The organism is Synechococcus sp. CS-1332, from assembly GCF_025127995.1.
Classification (GTDB): Bacteria; Cyanobacteriota; Cyanobacteriia; order PCC-6307; family Cyanobiaceae; genus Cyanobium.
Window position 1 is genome coordinate 1 of sequence record NZ_JAHLYP010000043.1, and the last position, 22005, is coordinate 22005.

Below are 22005 nucleotides of genomic sequence, written 5' to 3' on the forward strand. Positions count from 1 at the left end.
CCACACCGCAGTAGGCGAGGTTGGCCTGGGTGAGGAACTGCTCGGCCAGGGGGCCGTAGTCGGCCCTGGCGGCGCCGTTGGCGGCCGGGCGTCTGCGGGCGGCGCCGATCCCCCTGATGGAGCCGGCGGGCATGGACCTGCTGGTGGCCAACGGCGCCGCCAGGGCCGACTACGGCCCCCTGGCCGAGCAGTTCCTCACCCAGGCCAACCTCGCCTACTGCGGTGTGGCCAGCGCCGCCATGGTGCTCAACAGCCTCGCCGTACCCGCCCCGGCCGTGCCGGGCTACGGCCGTTACCGCTTCTGGACCCAGGACAACGTCTTCGAGGTGCCTGCCGGCAGCCAGGTGGTGAGCGCCGAGGTGGTGCGGCGCCAGGGCATGACCCTGGCCGAGCTGGCCGGTCTGCTGGGGGCCCACGGGGTGAAAGCCGAAGCGATCCACGGCGACCAGCTGAGCCTGGAGCAGTTCCGCGCCCTGCTGCGCGCCAACCTCAGCCAGCCCGGCGACCGCCTGCTGGCCAACTACCTACGCCCGACCCTCGGCCAGGCCGGCGGCGGCCACATCGCCCCCCTGGCCGCCTTCCATGCCCCCTCCGACCGGGTGCTGATCCTCGACGTGGCCCGCTACCGCTACCCCTCGGTGTGGGTCCCCGTCGCCGACCTCTGGGCCGCGATCCGCACCACGGACACCACCTCGGGCCGCAGCCGTGGCCTGATCACGATCCGGCGGACCCCCGGCACCTAAGGCGCTGCAGCCGGTGACGGACTCTTCGGGTGAATCGCTGCGTTGCCAGGACAACGGCACGGAGTGGAAGCCCATGGGAGGCCGCCAAGAGGCAGGACCTGAGCCCATCCACCACATCATTGGTGTCGAAATAAACCTCAGCGAATCGAAGCTGGTTGCAGGCATGGACCCGACGGATGGGAGGGATGAGATCCCGCCTCGCCGCCCCATAGCGAGCGTAGAAACCCTCCACGCGGGACATCACGCTTCGTTCACGGAGCCGGAGATTCCTAGGACTGGTGAGCTGATCGGGCGAACCCTCCTGCTTGATCACCAGGGGCAGCTCGGTGTAGACCGTGGTATAGCCGGCTCCCAGGCAACGGAGATACAGATCGATGTCGACGCCGACCCGGTGGCGCTCCTCGAACAGACCGACGTCGTCAAAGACACGACGGGGGAACAGCAGGGCCGAAGGACCCGAACGCAGGTAATGCCTGCCGATCAGCAGCATCTGATGGATCGGCGACATGTAACGCTTCAGATCAGGCGCCTGAGGCAGGACTTCGGATCGATCCTGCGAGCGCACCTCGACGCCGCTGAGGGCGATGGAAGTGGAGGGGTGCCTCTGCAGCGCTGACATCTGGACGCTCAGGTAGTCGGGCTTCCAGACATCGTCGGAATCAAGAAACGCAATGAAGTGGCCTCGCGCCGCGCGAAGGGCATGATTGCGAGCGGCGCCGTGACCGACATTGCTGGTCAGTTCGATCAGCCGGACATCGGGATAATGCTCCCGAACGAACGCGACGGTATCATCCTGCGAGCCGTCATCCACGACGATGATTTCCATCGTACCCCCATAGGTCTGGGAGTACACGGACTGGAGAGCGTCGTTGATCCAGTGGACGCGGTTAAAGGTTGGAATGATGACCGAGACATCAACGGCCGTCATTCACTCACCCCGATGGACGGATTGGTCCCCATGTCTGACGATGGCCTGATCAATGCAGGCAATGCACTCGCCTTCGGCCTCAGGGAGCGGAACATCCAGCAGGCGCGCCAGGGTGGGGGCGAAATCAAGAGCTGAGATGGGGTCACGCAGGCCTCCCGATGGCACCCCTGGACCCGAGATAAAGACAACACCCTCCGGCTTGTGATCCCCGGTGCGGACACCAGAATAGGAATTGTGGAGCAGACCAATCTTTTCGGAGGTAATCGAATGGGGAGACTCCCGTCGATTCCACTCCACGATCAGGTCCGGCAGATCGCTGAGGTGAGGGCCCCGATAAAAATCTGACGTGCGCAGGACCTCCCGCACCAACGGTTCGCCCGTATCGACATACACAATCGCCTTGAGATCGTCCTTCAGCTGCTGGCAGACCTGCTCGTACGGCTCCCCCCTTGTCACCTTCCCCTGCGGCTCTCGGCCCACAAGGTTGATGCGGATGGCGCCGCAAGCATCGTTGTTGCTGAGCACGAAGTGCCGGCGGTCCTCGACATGGAGCGTCACCGCGGCAGAGTCAGGGATGGGGAAGGCCAGGTCTGGTTGAAGCAGCTTTCGCAGGCGCCACACCAGCCAGTCGGGACGCCGGGAATACGACCGCACTTTCTTGGCAAGAGTGGAGCGCAGGCTCTTCCGCGCCGGCGTGGACCGCTTCGCGGCATCGTGCTGATCCAGGCGCAGGAGAATGCGCTCCAGAAAGGAGCCCACCCCATCCTGTGGCCCTATGCCATGACTGCTGTAGACAAAGACGTAGGTGTCCTTGTCGACTTCGGCGATCAGCCTGCCGATGGAAGCATCCAGCGCCCGGTAGGCCTCCAAGAGAGGATCGCCGAGGGAGTCGGCCAGTGGCCGATCATGAAGGGCATGTCTGGCGTCATGGAGATGCCAGCATTGGTGGCCCACACAATGGGGCTCTGTGAAGACGGTAAGAAACAGATCCCAGTTTCCCTGACGAAGATATTTCGCTGACAGCTGCTCCTTGGACGTCGTTCTGGCGATCATGGCGTCCATGAAGAAACGGAAGCCTTCGGGTGTTCGCGTGATGTCGTTACACCTGGGAATCGGGTTGACTCCAAACTCTGCCTTCACCTCAGAGACAAGCCCAGGAGGGTAGGCATGGAAGACATCCGATTGGTTGGCCTTGTGCACTCCCCAGTCAGTGATCTGGATCCCATTGATCGGCGCAGACGGGGGAGTCAAGGGGACGTCGATGATGGCCACCCGTCGTCCTGATGCACTCAGGATGTCCCAGAACCGATCGCCCTCGAGGTCGAAGCAGTTGTAGCGGTAGGTCTCATACGTTCCCGTTCTCAGCTGGCTGAAGTTGTAGCGACCATGGCTGGCGGGCGAGACACCTGTGGCGAAGGAAGGCCAGACGGCACCCACATAGAAACCGACAGGCACGGTGGTGAGGCCCCAGGCCGAATGCTCCAGCAATCCCGAGAAGGTTGGCAGCAGGCCCTCACGCGACCAGCGCAGGATCAGATCCTTGTCCGCCGAATCGATGCCGATGAACAGGATCCTGGTGGGGCTGACCACGGGAGCTGAATCCGCCTAAGACCACATGCAGCCATCATGCAGCGCTGTGGCAAGACAGCTCACCGTGGGGCCGGTGTCGGCGCCTCCGCAGCATTCACCGCCTCCAGGAACCGTTCCGCCACCCGGTCCCAGCTGAACGGCACCACATGAGCGCGGCCGTAGGCGCGGCAGCGCGCCTGCAAGGCCTCATCGGTGAGCAGATTCAGCAGGGCCCCGGCCAGTCCCGGCGGATCCCGCGGCGGCACCAGCAGCCCGGCCCGGCCGTGGGGCACCACCTCGGGGATCGCCGTGGCCGTGGTGCTCACCACCGGTAGGCCGCTCGCCATCGCCTCGAGGAACACGATCCCGAAGCCCTCCTGGATCGAGGGAAGGCAGAACACCGCACTGCGGCGGTACCACTCCCGCACGGCGCCGTCGTCGGCCAGGGCCCCCAGCAGCTGCACCACCGAAGCCAGCCCCAGCCGCTGCACCAGCTGCCGCAGCGCCCCGTGCTCCGGCCCATCGCCGATCACCACCAGCCGGGCACTCGGAAGCCGTTCGTGCACGCTCTGGAAGGCCGTGATCAGATCCCCCACCCGCTTGCGCGGGTACTGGCGCGCCACGCACAGAACCGTGTGCGGTTCGCGGGCGCCGTCGAGGGCGGCCAGGGCGGCGGCGTCTCCGCCCGCCGGATTCCAGAGCCCAGTGTCGATGCCCTCCGGCACCAGCCGCAGCCGCTCGGCCGGCACGCCGTAGTGGGCTTCGATGCGCTCGCAGCAGTAGCGGCTGGTGGAGAGCACCCGCGGCGCCCGCCGGGCGTTGAGGCGCTCCAAGCGGGACAGGCCCCACAGCATCAACCGCGGCCAGCCGTTCTCGCAGCGCGACTCCTCCGCCAGCACCCCCTTGATGCAGCACACATAGGGCACCGGGCAGCGGTGCGCCACCCGGAAGCCGTCGATGTCGAAGCCCACCACCAGGTCGTAGCGACCCGCCGCCGTCGCCAGGCGCCGGGGCAGGGTGAGGTTGAACCAGAGCCTGCGCAGCAGCAGGTTCCGGGGCCAGGCGCCCTGGGGCACCAGCCGCTCCACCGAGTGGCCCCGGGCGATCAGGGCCGCCGACAGGCCGCCGATGGCCGCCGCCGTGCCACTGCCCTCGGCCACATCCTGCAGCCAGGAATCAAGAAAGGCGATGCGCATGCTGCGGCCGCCGGGCCTACACCCGTACCGCCAGGCCGGTGGGCTCGAGCATCAGCTTGCTGTTGCGCACCTCCTCATCCATCTCGATCGGGTAATTGCCGTCGAAACAGGCGGTGCAGAAATGGCTGGAGTTGGCGTGGGCGGCCTCCACCATGCCCTCCTTGCTCAGGTAGCTGAGCGAGTCGACACCCAGGTGCCGCTCGATCTCCTCGAGCGTCAGCCGGGCGGCGATCAGGTGGTCCTGGGTGTCGGTGTCAATGCCGTAGAAGCAGGGGTGGGTAACGGGGGGCGAGCTGATCCGCATGTGCACCTCGGTGGCACCGGCATCCCGCAGGGCCGCCACCAGCTTGCGGCTGGTGGTGCCGCGCACGATCGAGTCATCGATCACCACCACCCGTTTGCCGCAGAGCACATCCGGCAGGGGGTTGAGCTTCACCCGGATGCCCGCCTCACGCATCGCCTGGGTGGGCTGGATGAAGGTGCGGCCCACATAGCGGTTCTTGATCAGACCATCGGCGAAGGGAATGCCGCTGGTGTGCGAATAGCCGATCGCCGCCGGGATGCCGGAATCGGGCACACCAATCACAATGTCGGCCTCCACCGGGTTCTCCCGGGCCAGCACCTCGCCGATCCGCACCCGGTAGCTGTAGAGCGATTCGCCGAAGAAACGGCTGTCGGGCCGGGCGAAATAGATCATCTCGAAGATGCACAGCTTGCTGGGCTCCTCGCTCCAGCGCTGCCGCTCAGGGATCGGATCGGCCTGGCGGAAGTGGATCAGTTCGCCGGGCTGGACATCGTCAACGAAGCGGGCGCCGATGATGTCGAGCCCGCAGCTCTCGCTGCTGGCCACCCACTGGCCCTGCTCCGGTTCGCCCAGCCTCCCGAACACCAAAGGCCGGATACCGTGGCCATCCCGCAGGGCGAAAAGGCCGTCGGGGGTGCCGATCACCAGGCTGAAGGCGCCGCGGCAACGGGCCGCCGCGGCCCGGATCGCCGCATTCCAGCCCAGGCCGGACCCCACCGCCTCCTGAAGAGCGAAGGCGATCAGCTCCGAATCGGTGGTGGAGGTGAATTCACCGGCCAGGTGATCGAGGGAGGCCCGCAGCTCCGACGCGTTGACCAGATTGCCGTTGTGGGCCAGGGCGAAGGGGCCCAGGCGGGTCATCAGCACCACCGGCTGGGCGTTGCAGACCTTGCTGCTGCCGGTGGTGGAATAGCGGTTGTGGCCGACCGCCAGCTGGCCCGGCATCCGCTCCAGCACCTCCTGGTCGAACACCTGGCTGACCAGGCCCATGTCCTTGTGCAGCCGCACTTTCACATCGTCGAAGACGGCGATGCCCGCCGACTCCTGGCCCCGGTGCTGCAGGGCGTACAGCCCGAAATAGGTGAGGTTGGCCACCGCCTGATCCGCCGCCAGCACGGCGAACAAGCCGCAGGCTTCCTCCGGCTTGTCGGGGCGGTCACTGTCGGTGAATCCCTGGTCATGCGCATCGCGTTGATCGGCGCAGGGCACAGGGCGTCTCACCAGGGACAGACGTTCATCTTGACCCATTACCTGTCGGGTGGGGGCCCGGCTTTCCGCAACCGGCCGGGGATCGCCTGCTCGTAGGTGTCGCGCAGCTTCTCCACCGCCAGCTCCAGCAGCGGCTGGCCGCCCCGGGCCACGCTGAGGCGCCCGTCAGACGTCACGCGGCCCAGTGCCTGGGCCGGCAACGGCTCACTGGCCTCGGCCGCCGCCGCCAGGGCCGCGCGCCAGGCCGCCTCCTGATCCGGCGCCACGCTCACCAGCAGCCGTGCCCCGCCTTCGGCGAACAGCAGCCGATCGGGCCGTCCTTCACCGGCGGGCAGCTCCAGACGGGCGCCCAGGCCGGAGGCGATGCAGGCTTCCGCCGCCGCCACCGCCAGACCCCCATCGGAAAGATCGTGGGCGGAGCGCACCAGGCCCGCGGCGATGGCCTGGCGCAGGAAGCCCTGCACCCGCCCCTCCAGGGCCAGATCCACCAGGGGTGGGCGGCCCGTGAGTCGGCCGTGCATCACCTCCAGATAGCTGCTGCCCCCCAGCCCCAGGCGGCCGTCGCCGCTTTCCTCCAGCGGCACCCCCAGCAGCCAGATGGCATCACCGGCCTGACGCCAGGCCAGCCCCGTCACGTGGGCCAGGTCGTGCACCAGCCCCACCATGCCCACCACCGGGGTGGGGTGGATCGGCTGCATGCGGCCGTCCGGCAGGCGGGTCTCGTTGTACAGCGAGACGTTGCCGCCGGTGACCGGCGTGGCCAGGGCGCTGCAGGCCTCTGACAGGCCCCGGCAGGCCATCGCCAGCTGCCAGTAGCCGATGGCGGTGTCGGGGGAGGGGAAATTGAGGTTATCGGTGACGGCCAGGGGCTCGGCGCCGGTGCAGGAGAGGTTGCGGGCTGCCTCCGCCACCGCCGCCATGGCACCACGCTCTGGATCCAGGGCCACCCAGCGGTTGGGGCAGTCCACCACCGCCGCCACGCCGCGCGTCGCCGCCGCCATCGCCCCCGGCCCCTGCTGGGGCCGCAGCCGGATCACGGCCGCATCGGCCCCCCCGGGCAGCACCACGGTGTTGGCCTGCACCTGGTGGTCGTACTGGCGGTACACCCAGCGCTTGCTGGCGATGGTGGGGTCATCCAGCAGGCGCAGCAGCACGTCACCCCAGCCCAGCAGACCTTCCGCCAGGGAAAGGCCGCTTGCCTCGGCCGCCGGCAGCTCGGCTTCGCTCCAGGTCCAGTGGGCCTGGATGTCGGCGGGGGGTTCGGCGAGCAGCTCGTGGTGGTTGATCGGCGTGTCGTCAGCCAGGGCGCTGGCGGGCACCTCGGCCGCCACTTCACCGTGCTGCAGCACCCGCACCACGTTCTCCTGCAGCACCCGGCCCACCACCGCCGCCTGCAGACCCCAGCGGCGGAAGCGGGCCATCAGGGGCTCCTCCCGCCCTGCCGCCACCACGAACAGCATCCGTTCCTGGGATTCCGACAGCAGGAATTCGTAGGCGCTCATGCCGCTTTCCCGCGCCGGCACCCGATCGAGGTCGAGTTCGATGCCCAGGCCCCCCTTGGCCGCCATCTCCGAGCAGCTGCAGGTGAGGCCGGCGGCGCCCATGTCCTGGGCCGCCACCACATCGCCGCTCTGGAAGGCCTCCAGGCAGGCCTCGATCAGCCCCTTCTCCAGGAACGGATCGCCCACCTGCACGGCGGGCCGGTTGTCGAGGGAGGCCTCGGTGAGCTCGGCACTGGCGAAGCTGGCACCGCCCATGCCGTCGCGGCCGGTGGTGCTGCCCACGTAGACCACCGGATTGCCCACGCCCACCGCCCCGGAGCAGACGATGTCGTCGGTCTCCATCAGGCCCAGGGCCATGGCGTTCACCAGTGGGTTGCCGCCGTAGCTGGGGTCGAAGGCCACCTCACCGCCCACCGTCGGCACGCCGACGCAGTTGCCGTAGTGGGCGATGCCGGCCACCACCCCCTCCATCAGCCCCACGTTGCGCTCGTCCTCCAGCGGCCCGAAGCGCAAGGCGTTGAGCAAGGCGATCGGGCGCGCCCCCATGGTGAAGATGTCCCGCAGGATGCCCCCCACCCCGGTGGCCGCCCCCTGGAAGGGCTCCACCGCCGAGGGGTGGTTGTGGCTCTCGATCTTGAAGGCCAGCCGCTGGCCCTCGCCCAGATCCACCACCCCGGCGTTCTCGCCCGGCCCCACCAGGATGCGGGGCCCGCTGGTGGGGAACTGGCCCAGCAGGGGTCGGGAGTTGCGGTAGCAGCAGTGCTCCGACCACATCACTCCGAACATGCCCAGTTCGGCCCGGTTGGGGGGCCGGCCGAGGCGACGCACGATCTCGTCGTAATCGCTCTGGCTCAGGCCCTCCTTGCGTAGGGCCTCCGGCACCGAGAAGGACGGGGTCGAGGCAGGAACCACCGGGGGGCGCGGCAACGGCCCTCCAGTATCAGATCCAGGGGTCGTCGGCTTCGCGGGGCTCCCGGCCCCGGTAGCGGTCGCGGCGGGGCGCCGGCTGCTCCGGCGGCGGCTGGCTGGGCGGTTCCGAAGGCTCCTCCGGTTCCTCCTCCTCGGGCCATTCCTCGAGCGGGTCCGGCTCGTCGCGGTCGCTGGCGTAGCGCTCGTCCGAATAGGGGTCCCGCTCACGTTCCGGCCAGGGGATCTCCTCGCGGAAGGCCTCCGGCCAGGGGGGCTCCTCCAGCCAGCCCTCCAGCCGCTCCTCGACGCGGCCACCCACCTCCTGCACCTGCTCCTTCCAGCGGCGCGAGCGGCGCAGCAGCTGCTGGCGCACGCTGGCCCGGGCCACCGGCAGGTCATCAAGGCCCCGCAGGGCGGTGAACACCCGGCCGGGCTGCTGGTCGACGATGCGGTCGGGGCTCAGGCGCCAGCGGCTGGTGCCTGGCAGGCGCGGATCGCTGCGGGCCACCAGATAGTGGAGGATGCGGCCGCTGCGCAGCTCCACAGCGGCATCGGCCACCAGGCCCAGGGGCACGTCATCGGCTCCGGTGAGGGCCGCATCGATCAGGGTGGGCAACCGTTCGAGGGTGGCCGCGTCGGTGTCCGCCGGCTCCCCCTTCACGAACACCTCCAGCTCCCCCAGCCCCCGCAGCTGGTCGAGCCGCCAGACCAGCCGCCGCTGGGCGAAGGCCGAGGGCCGGCTGGCCCAGCCCAGCAGGCGGTGCACCGGTGGATGCATCCAGGCCAGCACCCCCGATCCACGCTCAAGGCCCTGATCACAACGCACCTGCCGCCGCAGCAGATCGCTCAGCAGCAGCTGCTCGGGGAGAGTCACGCGCTCAGCTGGTGCGGATCTGGACCGGCATCACCAGGTAGGTGAAGGCCTCTTCAGCCCCCACCGGCGCCAGCACGGCCGGGGTGGTGGCGGCGTTGCACTGCAGCACCACCTGGTCGGAGCCCATGGCCTTGAGGCCATCGAGCAGGTAGCGGACGTTGAAGGCGATCTCGATCGCTTCCCCCTCGATCGTGGCCGCCAGGGACTCCGAGCCACTGCCCACGTCCTGGGCGTCCGCCCGGATCGTGGCCGTGCCGGCGGCGGGGTCAGCGCTGATCTTGACCACGTTGTTGTGCTGGTCGGCCAGAACCGCCACCCGCTCCAGGGCGGCGATGAAGGCGCGACGGTCGAGCACCAGGCGGCGCTGGAACGACGGGGGGATCAGCTGGCGATAGTTGGGGTAGGTGCCATCGAGGCTGCGGCTGGTGAGCACCTGGTCGGCGGAGAGCACCACCACCTGGCCCCGTTCGCAGAACAGGCTCAGGGGCTCCTGGGAGCCGCGCCCCGACAGGATCCGCTCCAGCTCCCGCAACGACCGGGCCGGCACCGTGACGGCGAAATCCTCGCCATCGGTGCCAGCGGCCTCCGCCTCGGGGCTGGCGGCGGCCTCCACCGCATGGGAAAGACGCTGCACGGCCAGCCGGTGGCCATCGGTGGCGGCGCATTCCAGGCCTTCGCCATCCAGGCGCAGGTGCACGCCGGTCAGGAGTTGCTTGTTCTCATCCGGGCTGCTGGCGAACAGGGTGGCCCGCAGCCCCTTCACCAGGGCCTCGGCATGGAAGCGAATCGGGGTGCCGCTCTGGGCCAGGGGCAGATCGGGATAGTCGTCGGCGGGCATTCCCCGCATCCGGTAGCTGCCCGAGAGGTTGGTGAGCTCCAGCTGCTCCTCACCTTCCGGGCAGCTCAGGCTGATCGGACTGTCGGTGGCCAGGCGGGCCACAATCTCGCCGAACATCTTCGCTGGCAGGGTGATGGCGCCGCTGGTCTCGACGGCGGCGGGCAGGCTCGTCTGGATGCCGAGGCTGAGGTCGAAGCCGGTGAGGCTGAGGCGGCCAGTGCCCGCATCGGCGGTGAGCAGCACGTTGGCCAGCACCGGGTGGGTGGGCCGCGTCGCCACCGCCCGGCTGACCAGTTGGAGGCTGGCGTTGAGTTCAGCCTGGGAGCAGACCAGCTTCATGGAGGGTGCCGGCGACGGCGGATCGGCGTTCTCGAGGCCCCACGGTTTCACAGGGCGCGGCAAAGCGCAACGGGTGGTCTCCCGACTGTCCAGAGGATCAATCAGGGTTGGAAGAGAAGAAAAACAGCCCGTCGCCGTAGGGGCGGGGGAAAACGGGCAAAGAGGCTGTCTTCCCTTGTCGCAACTGGGTTATTTCGGGCGGAGGGTTGGGGAATGGGCCGAACAAGCGAGCGGTTTTGAGGTGTTTTCCACCGAATCCCGGGCCTGGGGAATTCGCCGCCCGCCCAGGGGAGATCCCCATCCCCGCTCTCTCCCGGCAGCACGGGGGGAAAGTCCCAGGATTTCCCCAGACGGTTGGGCCACCGGCAGGCACCGATCTGTGCGGGCGCGTCGGCGAACTCAGTGGGCCGGCTTGTGGGTGGCCAGCAGCCGCAGGCAGGGGCCCTGGCACCAATGAAAATCAATGGTCTCGACCCTCAGATCCAGCACGTGCAGGTTCTTTTGAAGCACAAGGGCCTCGAGGGAGCGCGGTGTGTAGAGGTTGATGTGTTCGTGGGCTTTCAGACGCCGTTCATTGTTGATGACTTTCTGAATCAAATCCGCACTGTTAAACTCAATCGGAACCTCCAAATAGAGGACCCCACCTTTGTTCAGATGGGCTAAAGGCACTTCAAGGAATTGGAGCGGATCATAGATATGTTCAAGAACATGCATGATTTGAATATAGTCAAATTTTACAGATTCATCCATGGCGTTGAGCTTGGTTACGCCCTCAACGGCATCCCAACTAGAAATATCGTAGACATAGCGCCTTGCATTGAGGAAAACGTTTGGCAAAATCATGCCGTCGGAACCTCCCCAGTCTAAAATCGATTTAAAGGAGTCTAATGGTAGTGAGTGGTTCTGAAGAGACTGAACCAGATATGGATTGAGAGAGCTAAGACGACAGGCAGCCTCATCAGGGCCACCAATAAATTGTCCGACTGACTTGATATAGCCGGGATGGAAGCGTTCCCAGTCTTGCTGATAAGTCTCTAACCTGTAGTCGTGATACATGGTTGCGAGTTGTGAATCAGTCAGCTGGTGAAAGATTGAAAAAAACTCGCATGAGTGACAGATCATGGAATCGGTTGTGTTCCACGATGACACTTCAGTGTCAATGCAATGCCTTGCCACAAAGGAGAGAAATCCAAACAGAAAACGGTCGATGATCCGCATTTTCTTCCCTGCTCTCAGGCGCGTACTTGTGACGCGAGCAGTCGTCTGCAACCCGTAAACTCGATAGGAAAAGAAAGGGTCTAAATCACAACCACTTTCGATAACACTGACATGCGATGAACCGCAATTACGACAGATCTTTTCAAGCATCTGTGGCTCTCGTTGCGGGATAGGTGGATACGAGGGGCCGCCCATTGTGCCCACTCAGAAGCCCATCACCTTGGCCACGGTCTCGGTTTCGGGGGCGATGCCCGTGTGGAAGGTGGCGTCGTTGTTCTCGATCGCCGTCGTCGGGTCCTTGAGACCGTTGCCGGTCAGCACGCACACCACCGTGGCGCCGGCCGGCACTTCCTCCCGTCGTTTGAGCAGACCCGCCACCGAAGCGGCGCTGGCCGGTTCGCAGAAGATCCCTTCCCCCTGGCCCAGCAGCTTGTAGGCCTCGATGATCTCGGCGTCGGTGACGGCCATGAAATCGCCGTTGCTCTCTTTGCGGACGTTGAGCGCGTTCTCCTTGTTCACAGGGTTGCCGATGCGGATCGCCGTGGCGATGGTGTCCGGCTGCTCCACCGTGTGCCCCAGCACCATTGGTGCGGCACCGGCGGCCTGGAAGCCCATCATTCGCGGCAGGACCGTGCTGTGACCCGCCTGGCGGTACTCCTTGAAGCCCATCCAGTAGGCGCTGATGTTGCCGGCGTTGCCCACCGGGATGCAAAGCCAGTCGGGAGCCTCACCAAGGGCGTCGATCAGCTCGAAGGCGGCCGTCTTCTGCCCCTGGAGCCGGTAGGGGTTGAGCGAGTTCACCAGGGTCACCGGGTAGCGGTCGGCCACATCCCGCACGATCGCCAGGGCCCGGTCGAAGTTGCCCTGCACCGCCAGCACCTCAGCGCCGTAGAGCAGGGCCTGGGCCAGCTTCCCCTGGGCCACGTAGCCATCCGGAATCAGCACGAAGGCCCGCATGCCGCCCCGGCTGGCGTAGGCCGCCGCCGCCGCCGAGGTGTTGCCGGTGCTGGCGCAGATCACCGCCTCTGAGCCCGCTTCCTTGGCCTTGCTGATGGCCATCGTCATGCCCCGGTCCTTGAAGGAGCCGGTGGGGTTGAGGCCGTCGTACTTGAGAAACACCTTCACGCCCCGGCCCACCCGTTCGGCGATCACCGGCGCCGGAATCAGGGGCGTCGCCCCTTCACGCAGGGTCACCACCGGAGTGGCGTCACTGACGGGCAGCCAGGAGCGGTAGGCCTCGATCAGCCCTGGCCAGTCCTGCATGGTGGGCTGCCGGCCCAGGCGTCGCAGGGCTCGTAGCAGGGGCACAGGGGACAGCGGCGAAGCTGACGTCAATGTAAGGCTCCGGTCTGGGGCGTCAGGGGGCGGGTGTGGTCGGGCCGGGTGCCATGGGAACCGGCGTGGTGGGCGCCGCCTGGGGCTCGTTGCCCCGCAGACCGTCGAGGGGGGATTCGGAGAAGAAGCGCACCAGCTCGCTGATCGAGGAGGCCTTGGAAATCACACTCATCAGGGCTGGAATGCTCACCTCCAGTTCCCGGGTCGGGTAGGCCCGCAGGAAGGCGATGGCCGACAGCGACCCCTTGCCCTCATAGGTGCCCAGCACCATGGCGGCGCGCAGGGCGGGCACGCCGGCCTCCGGGGCCCTCAGGGGGAAGAGGATCCGGGCCAGGCGGGCCAGGATCGCCTCGCCGATGCGGGTGTTGAGCAGGCGGCTCATCAGGACGATCGGCAGCTGCACCGATTCATTCAGCAACTTGCTGACGTCCTTGGGGTTCTGGCGGCCGAGGCGCAGCACGTCTCTCAACAGGCCCCGGGCCTCGCCGGTGGTGGCCAGATGCTCCAGATCCGCGACCGGAATCGACCGGCGGAAGGCGCCACTGGTGAACACCAGATTCTCGGCGGCGATGGCCGCAGGCGTCGACCAGCACAGTCCCAGACCCAGGACAGCGGCCACAATCCTTCGCCGCTTGTTCACGACTGTCTCCCTTGTCATCGAGTAACTCTACGGATCTCAGGCGCCGGAGACACCGGCGGCCTGGCGCACCGCCGGTGTCACCAGCACATCCCGCAGCAGGTGCACGACACCCCGCTCGGCCAGACCCTTGGCCACCTGCAGCCCCATGCGGCGCAGATCCGGCTCCCCTAGGACCCGCGGCAGTCGCTTCAGCAGGAGGGATGGCTCGAAGCCGGGAAGGTCCCGCAGGATCGCCAGCAGCTCCTGGATCGGTTCGAGATCCAGCAGCGGCGCCGTTGACAGGGCGGGGGGCAGGGCCCGCAGCCCCGGCGGCAGGAAGCGGCTCGGCAGCCGCCGGCCAATGCGCAGGGTGGTGTTCCAGGCCAGGGCATCCATCTGCTGCACCACCGCATCGACGAGCTGCTGGCGCAGCAGGCCTCCGGTGGGGGAGAAGAGGAAGTCGAGCACCTGGTCGAGGAGGCCTTCCAGGTCCAGCTGGTCCTGGAGAGAGGCACTGGCCACCAGGCTCTCCAGCCGCTGCCAGCGGAATTCATCGCCGTCATAGAGCATCTCCCGCAGGCTGCGGCGCAGCTCCGGATCGGGATCCTCCATCAGCCGGCGGGCGAAGTAGGGGTAGGCGGCGCCGAGGATCTTGAAGTCGGAGTCGACACTCAGGGCGATGCCTTCGAGCGTCACCAACGAGCGGATGATCAGGGCGTAATAGGGGGGAACCTGGAAGGGGAAGCGGTACATCACCCCGGAGAGGTCGTCGGTGACCGCCTTGAAATCCATGCGGCTCACGCCCATTTCCAGGGCCTGGCCGAACACCTTTTCGAAGGCCGGCACGATCGGTTCGAGATCCACCGCTTCGCCCAGGAAGCCGAGCTGTACGAAGTCCTTGGACAGGGCCCCGAAATTGCGGTTCACCAGGTGCACAACCGCCTGGATCAGCCCGGTGCGCGCCTCCCGGGAGACCTCGCTCATCATGCCGAAATCCAGGTAGGCCAGGCGCCCGTCGGGAAGGGCCAGCAGGTTGCCGGGATGGGGATCGGCATGGAAGAACCCATGCTCAAGCAGCTGCTGCAGGCTGCAATTCACCCCCACCTCCACCATGTGGTCGGGGTCGACCCCAAGGGCGCGCACCGCCTCGAGATTGGTGAGCTTGACGCCGTCGATCCACTCCATTGTCAACACCCGGCGGCTGGTGGCCTGGCGGTAGATGGCGGGGACGGCGATGCGGGGATTGTGACGGTGCAGGCGGGCGAAGGTTTCGGCGTTGGAGGCCTCGTTGATGTAGTCCATCTCCTCGAAGACCCGCTTGCCGAGTTCATCGATCAGACCCACCAGATCGCTCTTGATCAGCACCACATTCCGGTTCAGCCAGGCGGCGATGTTGCGGACGATGTAGAGATCGAGGGTGATCTGTTCCCGCAGGCCGGGCCGCTGCACCTTCACCGCCACCCGTTCACCACTCAGCAACACGCCCCGGTGCACCTGGCCGAGGGAGGCGGCCGAAATCGGCTCCGTCTCCAGCGACGCGAAGATCGCCGCCACCGGCGCCTGGAGGTCCTCCTCAATGCAGGCCATGGCCAGCGAACTGTCGAAGCCCGGCAGCTGGTCCTGCAGCTGGGCCAGCTCCTCCAGCAGCACCGGCGGAATGATGTCCGGCCGGGTGGAGAGGGCCTGGCCGGCCTTGATGAAGGCCGGTCCAAGGGCCACCAGCAGCTCGGCGCACTCCCGGGCCCGCTGCCGCGCCCGGCCGGGGTTGGCCAGCTGGCCCGTGAACTTGTCGAAGCCCACGCCCAGCAGGTAGAGACCGATCGGCACGAGCGTCTGCCAGACACGGCGGACCAGCCGCATCGGGTGGCCGGCGTAGATGCGGGTGATGGCGGCCGGGTCGTAGCTGAGCAGGCCCGCCGCCTCCAGGAAGTCACCCATCTCGACCTCGGCGGTCACGCGCTCGGGGGTCGCGGTGGGGGCTGGGGGGGAGGAAACCATGGCGGGGATGCACCGCCGCGGCGCCGGCAGGCGAAACCCCCTTCTAAACGAAAGTCACAGCCGCTACGGTCGGGCCACGTACCGATCGATCGCCGGAGGCCTGGGTGCTCACGGGTCTGCGCCTCGAGAACATCGCCCTGATCGAGCGGCTGGAGCTGGTCTTTTCGGCCGGGTTCACTGTGCTCACCGGCGAGACCGGCGCTGGCAAGTCGATCCTGCTCGATGCCCTCGATGCCCTGCTCGGCGGCGCCCAGGGCAGCCAGGGGGCCCGTCTGCTGCGCCGTGGCACTGAGCGGGGCCGCATCGAAGCCAGCTTCAGCCTGTCTCCCCCGGTGCGCGATTGGCTGGAGCGCCAGGAGCTGGAGGCCGAGGAGGGCGAGCTGCTGCTCAGCCGTGACTGGCGGCTCCAGGAGGGCCGGCTCAGCAGCCGCCACCGGCTCAACGGCGTGGTGGTGGGCCGCGGCCAGGTGCTGGAACTGCGGCCCCTGCTGCTCGATCTCACCGTGCAGGGCCAGACCCAGCAGCTGGGCCGCCCCGGCCAGCAGCGCCGCTGGCTGGATCGCTTCGCCGGGGAGGACCTGGCGGCGGCACTCGAGGCCACCCGCTCCGCCTGGCAGCGGTGGAAGGGGGAGGCGGACGCCCTGGGGCGGGCCCGCGCCGACCGGGAGCGCTTCGCCCTGGAGCGGGACCGCCAGGAGGAACTGCTGGCGGAGCTGGAGGCCGCGGCGCTGGAGGATCCCGCCGAACGCCAGCGGCTCCAGGGGGAGCAGGACCGCCTGGCCCACGCGGTGCGGCTGCAGGAGGGGGTGATGGCCCTGATCGGCCGGCTGGTGGAGGGGGCCGAGGCCGCTCCGTCGGTGCTCGACCACCTGGCGGCCTGCGACCAGGAGCTGCAGACCATGGCCGCCCTCGACGCCGGCGTGGTGGCCCTGCACGGGGCCTGCGCCGATGCCCTGGCCGGGCTGCAGGATCTGGCCAGGGATCTGGATCGCTACGGCTCCCTGCTGGAGAGCGATCCGGAGAGTCTTGCCTTGCTGCAGGAGCGCATGGCCCAGCTCAAGGCCCTGGAGCGCCGTCACGGCCAGACTCTGCCGGAACTGATCGCCCGGCGCGACAGCCTGCGGGAGCAGCTGGCCGGGGCGGATGCCGAGGCGGCCCTGGCGGGCCTGGAGGCCGCCGAAGCCGCCGCCCGCCAGGGGCGTGATCGGGCCAATGCCGTGCTCACCCAGGCCCGCACTGCCGCCGCCCGCCGCCTCGAGGACCAGCTGATGGCGGCCCTGCGGCCCATGGGCCTGGCCAACGTGCGCTTTGCCGTGGCCCTCAGCGCCGCCGAGCCCGGAGAGGAGGGGGCCGATGCGGTGCAGTTCCTGTTCTCCGCCAACCCGGGCCAGCCACCGGCGCCCCTGGCGGAGGTGGCCTCGGGCGGCGAGATGAGCCGCTTCCTGCTGGCCCTGAAAACCTGCCTGGCGGCGGCCGACCCCCACGTCACGTTGCTCTTCGACGAGATCGATGCGGGCGTGAGCGGCCGCGTCAGCGGCGCCATGGCCCAGCTGCTGCGGCGCCTGGCGGAGCAGCGCCAGGTGTTCTGCATCACCCACCAGCCCCTGGTGGCCGCCGCGGCCCAGCACCACTTCCGGGTCAGCAAGAGCGTCGAGGCCGGCCTCACCCACACACGGGTGTCCCACCTGCGGGACACTCACGAGCGCCAGGCGGAGCTGGCGGAACTGGCCGGCGGCGACTCCGGCGAGGCCCACAGCTACGCAGCGAGCCTGTTGGGCCTCGAGGACACGAGCGAACCCACCAAGCTCAAACGGGCGGCCTGAGATCCCTTACCGGCAACACCGATCCAGCTGCCGCCAGAGGCGAGGGCCGGATGGCGCTCGCGTCCCACAGAATTGGATCAGAGGAGAGGCGCGAAGGCGTTTAGGCGCCGTCCGATGATTACATTTTTACGGCGATGTCCCTGTCGCGATCTCGATGCGCGGACGATCGATCAGCGCCTGGCGAGCCTGTTCCTGCCCATGGCAATAGGCGGCCAATTGATTTTCGATCTGCAGCCGCACGATGTCCCGATACTCCATGAAATGCTCGTTGTGGGCGCAGACGGCAAGGTATTGCTCCGCCACTTTGGGGTTGGCCCAGAGAATGTGGAACAGGTGGTGCCAGAAGGGCCAGCGGGTGGAGCGTTTGATGCCTTGGCGCCAGCAGACGATCAGCAATGCGCGGATTACAGCGAGTTCGGGAAGCTTGAAGGAGCTCTTCACTCTGGGGGGGCCGAGTTTCAGAAAGTAGCGATGGACCCGATCGAGATACTTCTGAGGTTCGTACAGTTGGCAGAAGGCCTCCACATACTCTTGGGCAATAGCTTCCACCGGCCGGGTTGGCACAAAGTTCATCAGGGTGGTCTGGTTGATGTTACCGACCTTGTCGATCAGCCGCCCTTCCTTCTCGAGTCTGTGCCACAGGGCGGTATGGGGAAGAGCCTGCAACATCGCGAAGGTGGTGGTGGGGATCGCTGCGGCCTCTGAGAAGGCCACGATCCGCTGGCCGGCGCCCTCCTTTTCGCCATCAAAGCCGATGATGAATCCCGCGATCACCCTCAGACCAGAGCGGGTCACCTTGTCGACAGATTCGAGCAGGGGTGAGCGCGTGTTCTGAAACTTCATCGTGGCCGCGAGGCTGTCGGTGTCCGGAGTCTCGATGCCCATGAAGACGGCAGCAAAGTTGCACGCCAGCATCTGATCGATCAGTTCCTGATCGTCAGCCAGATCAAGCGAGGCCTCGGTATCGAAGCGGAAGGGATATCCATGGGCCTTCTGCCATTGTTCAAGGGCCGTGAGCATCAGCTTGACGTTGCGCTTATTGCCAATGAAGTTGTCATCCACCATGAATACCCCACCGCGCCAGCCGATGTCGAAGAGGCAGTTGAGTTCGCTGATCAGTTGGTCCGGTGTTTTGGTGCGTGGTTTGCGGCCATAGAGCACGATGATGTCGCAGAATTCGCACTGAAAGGGACAGCCGCGCGAGAACTGCACACTCATTGAGTCGTAGGCACTGAGCTCGAGCAGGTCGTAGCGGGGGATGGGTGTTGTGGACACATCCGGCTTGACGCCATCGGAGCTGAAGCGGCCGCCTGTTTCGCCCCGTTGCCAGGCCTCAACGAACAGGGGCAGGGTGATCTCCCCTTCATCGAGGATCAGGTAGTCGGCCCCAGCGGCCACCAGTTCTTCGGGTGTGGAGCTTGGGTAGGGTCCCCCGACGGCCACTGGCTTGCCATGGCGCTTGGCCAGATTGATCTGGCGAACGATGTCGTCTTTCTGGACGATCATGGCCGACATGATCACGAGGTCGGCCCAAAGCCACTCCTGATCGGAGACCGGCCTGATATTGACGTCCACCAGCTTGAAGTTCCAATCCTGGGGCAGAATGGCGGCTACGGTGACAAGCCCTAGTGGCGGCAGCAGAACCTTACGGTTCACCAGCTCAAGAATCTTTTCGTAGCTCCAAAATGTTTTCGGGAATTCTGGGTAGACAAGCAGAACATTCAAGCGTTGGTATCTCTTCTTGGCGCTGAGTATCGGCATAATCTAACCAAATGTAATTTAGTATACACGAAGTGTCCCAACCCAATTCCAAAGGCGGAGGACTTGGGTCATCCGCCATGACGTTGTGCAGCAATCACGCTTCTTCATGCAGGTCTTGTCGCCGGAGCCCAGAGAAATGGCGACAGCAAAGGTCTTATCGGCGTAGAAGGCTTCCAGCATTCCGCTCTGCCGCTTTCAGCAGCGACAAACGAACGATGCATCAGTCCTTCCTTCCCCTGGTCGGGGACCGATCATGTGGTTGAGTCCGGCTTCTGCGGCTATCAGATCGGCAGCAACGCTCCAGCGAAGCGCGTTCGAACGGCCGAGGCCGCAGGCCGTCAGCGGCGCCATGGCCCAGCTGTTGCGGCGCCTGGCGGAACTGGCCGGCGGCGACTCCGGCGAGGCCCACAGCTACGCCGCCAGCCTGCTGGGTTCAGGGACGCCGCCGGAGCCGGGAGCGGTTCAGCAGGCCGGCCACCAGCAGGGCCGCCGCGGTGATGAGCAGCAGCGTGAGGACCAGGACGGGCGTCAGGGGCGCCAGTTGCAGGGCCCGCTGGAGAGCGGGGAACGCCATCAACAGCAGCCACAACCCCAGGCCGATGCCGGCTCCGGCGGCGGTGATGCGGCTGTGGGGATCCCCGTTCAGCCACACCAGCCCGCCGCCGGCGAGCAACAGCAGCGAGAACACCAGGCTGCGGCGTGATTCGGTGTCCGTGTCGGGCCAGAAGGCCAGCACCAGGGCGGCCACCATGACCACGGCCCCCTGGGTGAGGGAATGGCGCCAGGTGTCGGGGCCGAACAGGGGTGCTTCCGGCGGGCGGGGCGGCTGCCGCATCAGGCCTGGCGTGGCCGGCAGCGCCTCGAACACCACCGTGCAGGCCGGATCGATCACCAGGTGCAGCAGGGCGATGTGCACCGGCAGGAGGATCAGGGCCTGGCCCGGCAGCAGCAGCGGCATCAGGCCGAGGGCCGCGATCGGCAGGTGGATCGCCAGCGTGTAGCCCAGCGCCCTGTGCAGGTTGGCATCGACGCGCCGACCAAGTTCCAGGGCCTGCACCAGATCGCTGAAGGTGTCGTTGAGCAGCACCAGATCGGCGGATTCCCGCGCCACGGCGCTGCCGCGCTTGCCCATCGCCACACCGATGTCGGCGGCCTTGAGGGCCGGGGCGTCATTGACGCCATCGCCGGTCATCGCCACCACCTCCCCGGCGGCCTGCAGGGCGCGCACCAACTGCAGCTTCTGCTGGGGCATCACCCTGGCGAACACTGACACCGCGCCGATGCCGGCCGCCAGCGCCTGCGGGGAGAGGGCGTCCAGCTCGTGGCCGGAGAGCACCGGTCCCGGCGGCAAACCCGCCTGATCGGCGATCGAGCGGGCCGTCACCGGGCTGTCCCCCGTGATCATCACCACGCGCACGCCAGCCGCCTGGGCCGTGGCGATCGCCGCCGGCACATCCGGCCGCAGCGGATCCGCCAGGGCCAGGAAGCCCACCGGTTCGAACGGGTAGTCGTGCACGTCCTCGGGCAGGCCAGCACGGCTGGTGGGCGGTTGGCCCCCGTGCACCGGCACGCCATCGAGCCCACGGGCCACCGCCAGCACCCGCAGCCCCAGGGTGGCGAGGCCATCGGCGGCGGCCAGCAGGGCGGCGCTCCGCTCCCCATCCAGGTGGCAGAGATCGGCGATGGCCTCGGGTGCCCCCTTGGCGGCCAGTTGCAGCTCCCCGTCGCCGTCCCGCCAGAGGCGGGAGAACACCAGCAGATCGCTCTGCAACGGGTACTCCCGTTCCAGGGGCCAGTCGGGATGCAGGTGCTCGGTGTCGTCCAGCTGGTCGGCGGCCAGGCGCTGAATCGCCTGTTCCATGGCATCCACCGGATCGCCCCGGCTGGCCAGCACCGCCAGCTCCAGCAGAGGGTGGAAGGGCTCCTCCAGGGGCGTGCCGGCCTGCCAGGCCTCCAGATCCGGCCAGGTGAGCAGCTGCTGCACCCCCATGCGGTTCTCGGTGAGGGTGCCGGTCTTATCGACGGCGAGCACCGTGGCGCTGCCGAGGCTCTCCACCGCCGCCGGCCAGCGGGCCAGCACGCCGATCCGGGCCAGGCGCAGGGCGCCGAGGGCCAGGAACAGGGCCAGCACCACGGGAATCTCGTTGGGCAGCACCGCCAGGGCCAGGGCCAGGGCGGCCAGCAGGGCCCGGGGCCAGTCGCCGCTCGAGGCTCCCTGGATCACGGCCAGGGCGGCGCAGAGGGCCAGGGCCGCCAGCGAGAGCCGGGTGGTCAGCTGCCGGGTCTGGCGCTGCAGCCGGGTCAGAGGCGGCGTCACCGTGGCCAGGCTCTGGCCGAGTCGGCCCAGCTCCGTGGCTTCGGCCACGGCCACCACCGTGCCCCAGCCCCGTCCTCCCGCCACCAGCGACCCCGCCAGCACCCGTTCGCCAGGGTCCGTGCGGGCCACCGGCAGGGATTCCCCCGTCAGCAGGGACTCATCCAGCCACAGCCCCACCGCCTCGGTGATCGCGGCATCGGCCGCCACCCGATCCCCCTCCTCCAGGCGCAGCAGATCGCCCAGGCGTACCTGATCGGTCGCGAGCTCCAGGTCCTGGCCATCGCGGCGCACATGGGCGCGGGGTGCCGACAGGCGGGCCAGTTCCGCCAGGGCGTGGTTGCTGCGTTGCTGCTGGACGGCATCGAGCAGGCTGATGCCCAGCACGAACGCCAGCAGGATCGCCGCATCGATCCATTCCCCCATCAGGCCGTAGAGGAGGGCGCAGGCCAGCAGCAGCAGATTGGTGGGCTCGAGCCAGGACATCGGCTTTGGTCGTTGTGTCCTTCCTCAAGCTGAGCCGTCC

At 67.4% G+C, this 22005-nt stretch carries 15 protein-coding genes; 2 read left to right on the forward strand and 13 right to left on the reverse strand.

What is annotated here, in order from left to right; genetic code table 11:
* Positions 1 to 116 precede the first annotated feature (116 nt).
* Positions 117 to 743 carry a phytochelatin synthase family protein gene (locus tag KQ305_RS10725; protein ID WP_399231343.1) on the forward strand — a complete coding sequence of 209 codons (627 nt, stop codon included), beginning with the start codon at positions 117 to 119 and terminating at the stop codon, positions 741 to 743.
* Here the strand turns inward: KQ305_RS10725 and KQ305_RS10730 are convergent.
* The 11 genes from KQ305_RS10730 to KQ305_RS10780 form a co-directional block, all read right to left on the reverse strand.
* On the reverse strand, positions 715 to 1671 hold the full coding sequence (locus tag KQ305_RS10730; RefSeq protein WP_259725403.1) for a glycosyltransferase family 2 protein: 957 nt from the start codon (positions 1669 to 1671) through the stop codon (positions 715 to 717). The genes KQ305_RS10725 and KQ305_RS10730 overlap by 29 nt on opposite strands.
* A complete protein-coding gene (locus KQ305_RS10735) occupies positions 1672 to 3261 on the reverse strand; it encodes an alkaline phosphatase family protein (RefSeq protein ID WP_259725404.1) in 1590 nt (529 codons plus the stop codon).
* A 59-nt stretch (positions 3262 to 3320) separates the two neighbouring features.
* Positions 3321 to 4436 carry a glycosyltransferase family 4 protein gene (locus KQ305_RS10740; RefSeq protein WP_259725405.1) on the reverse strand — a complete coding sequence of 372 codons (1116 nt, stop codon included), beginning with the start codon at positions 4434 to 4436 and terminating at the stop codon, positions 3321 to 3323.
* 16 nt (positions 4437 to 4452) lie between these two features.
* A complete protein-coding gene (gene purF / locus KQ305_RS10745; RefSeq protein ID WP_399231347.1) occupies positions 4453 to 5988 on the reverse strand; it encodes an amidophosphoribosyltransferase in 1536 nt (511 codons plus the stop codon).
* The gene (purL, locus tag KQ305_RS10750; RefSeq protein WP_259725406.1) at positions 5988 to 8363 is read right to left on the reverse strand and encodes a phosphoribosylformylglycinamidine synthase subunit PurL; all 2376 of its coding nucleotides are present in this window, start codon (positions 8361 to 8363) and stop codon (positions 5988 to 5990) included. Before purL ends, purF begins: the two co-directional genes overlap by 1 nt.
* Positions 8364 to 8391: 28 nt before the next feature.
* Positions 8392 to 9234: an RNA methyltransferase gene (locus KQ305_RS10755; RefSeq protein WP_259725407.1), complete on the reverse strand. Its 843-nt coding sequence runs from the start codon at positions 9232 to 9234 to the stop codon at positions 8392 to 8394.
* Between the two features lie 4 nt (positions 9235 to 9238).
* Complete coding sequence (gene dnaN, locus KQ305_RS10760; protein WP_259725434.1) at positions 9239 to 10411, reverse strand: DNA polymerase III subunit beta; 1173 nt, start codon at positions 10409 to 10411, stop codon at positions 9239 to 9241.
* 399 nt (positions 10412 to 10810) lie between these two features.
* A complete protein-coding gene (locus tag KQ305_RS10765) occupies positions 10811 to 11779 on the reverse strand; it encodes a class I SAM-dependent methyltransferase (protein ID WP_259725408.1) in 969 nt (322 codons plus the stop codon).
* Positions 11780 to 11833: 54 nt separating this feature from the next.
* A complete protein-coding gene (gene thrC, locus KQ305_RS10770) occupies positions 11834 to 12892 on the reverse strand; it encodes a threonine synthase (protein ID WP_259725435.1) in 1059 nt (352 codons plus the stop codon).
* A gap of 94 nt (positions 12893 to 12986) precedes the next feature.
* Positions 12987 to 13622, reverse strand: a complete 636-nt coding sequence (locus KQ305_RS10775; RefSeq protein ID WP_259725409.1) for an alpha/beta hydrolase — start codon at positions 13620 to 13622, stop codon at positions 12987 to 12989.
* Positions 13623 to 13640: 18 nt separating this feature from the next.
* The gene (locus KQ305_RS10780) at positions 13641 to 15581 is read right to left on the reverse strand and encodes an AarF/ABC1/UbiB kinase family protein (RefSeq protein ID WP_259725410.1); all 1941 of its coding nucleotides are present in this window, start codon (positions 15579 to 15581) and stop codon (positions 13641 to 13643) included.
* A 104-nt stretch (positions 15582 to 15685) separates the two neighbouring features.
* Here KQ305_RS10780 and recN point away from each other — a divergent pair, with 104 nt between their 5' ends.
* Positions 15686 to 17404, forward strand: a complete 1719-nt coding sequence (gene recN / locus KQ305_RS10785; RefSeq protein ID WP_259725411.1) for a DNA repair protein RecN — start codon at positions 15686 to 15688, stop codon at positions 17402 to 17404.
* 126 nt (positions 17405 to 17530) lie between these two features.
* Here recN and KQ305_RS10790 read toward each other — a convergent pair whose 3' ends face one another.
* Positions 17531 to 19129: a B12-binding domain-containing radical SAM protein gene (locus KQ305_RS10790; RefSeq protein ID WP_259725436.1), complete on the reverse strand. Its 1599-nt coding sequence runs from the start codon at positions 19127 to 19129 to the stop codon at positions 17531 to 17533.
* A 469-nt stretch (positions 19130 to 19598) separates the two neighbouring features.
* A complete protein-coding gene (locus tag KQ305_RS10795; protein WP_259725412.1) occupies positions 19599 to 21965 on the reverse strand; it encodes an HAD-IC family P-type ATPase in 2367 nt (788 codons plus the stop codon).
* Between the last annotated feature and the right edge of the window lie 40 nt (positions 21966 to 22005).

Bases quoted from the DNA above. Each gene is read 5' to 3' on its own strand.
- KQ305_RS10725 (WP_399231343.1), top strand. From the start codon at position 117: ATGGAGCCGGCGGGCATGGACCTGCTGGTGGCCAACGGCGCCGCCAGG.
- KQ305_RS10730 (WP_259725403.1), bottom strand. From the start codon at position 1,671: ATGACGGCCGTTGATGTCTCGGTCATCATTCCAACCTTTAACCGCGTC.
- KQ305_RS10740 (WP_259725405.1), bottom strand. From the start codon at position 4,436: ATGCGCATCGCCTTTCTTGATTCCTGGCTGCAGGATGTGGCCGAGGGC.
- purF (WP_399231347.1), bottom strand. From the start codon at position 5,988: ATGGGTCAAGATGAACGTCTGTCCCTGGTGAGACGCCCTGTGCCCTGC.
- dnaN (WP_259725434.1), bottom strand. From the start codon at position 10,411: ATGAAGCTGGTCTGCTCCCAGGCTGAACTCAACGCCAGCCTCCAACTG.
- KQ305_RS10765 (WP_259725408.1), bottom strand. From the start codon at position 11,779: ATGCTTGAAAAGATCTGTCGTAATTGCGGTTCATCGCATGTCAGTGTT.
- thrC (WP_259725435.1), bottom strand. From the start codon at position 12,892: ATGCAGGACTGGCCAGGGCTGATCGAGGCCTACCGCTCCTGGCTGCCC.
- KQ305_RS10775 (WP_259725409.1), bottom strand. From the start codon at position 13,622: ATGACAAGGGAGACAGTCGTGAACAAGCGGCGAAGGATTGTGGCCGCT.
- KQ305_RS10780 (WP_259725410.1), bottom strand. From the start codon at position 15,581: ATGGTTTCCTCCCCCCCAGCCCCCACCGCGACCCCCGAGCGCGTGACC.
- KQ305_RS10795 (WP_259725412.1), bottom strand. From the start codon at position 21,965: ATGTCCTGGCTCGAGCCCACCAATCTGCTGCTGCTGGCCTGCGCCCTC.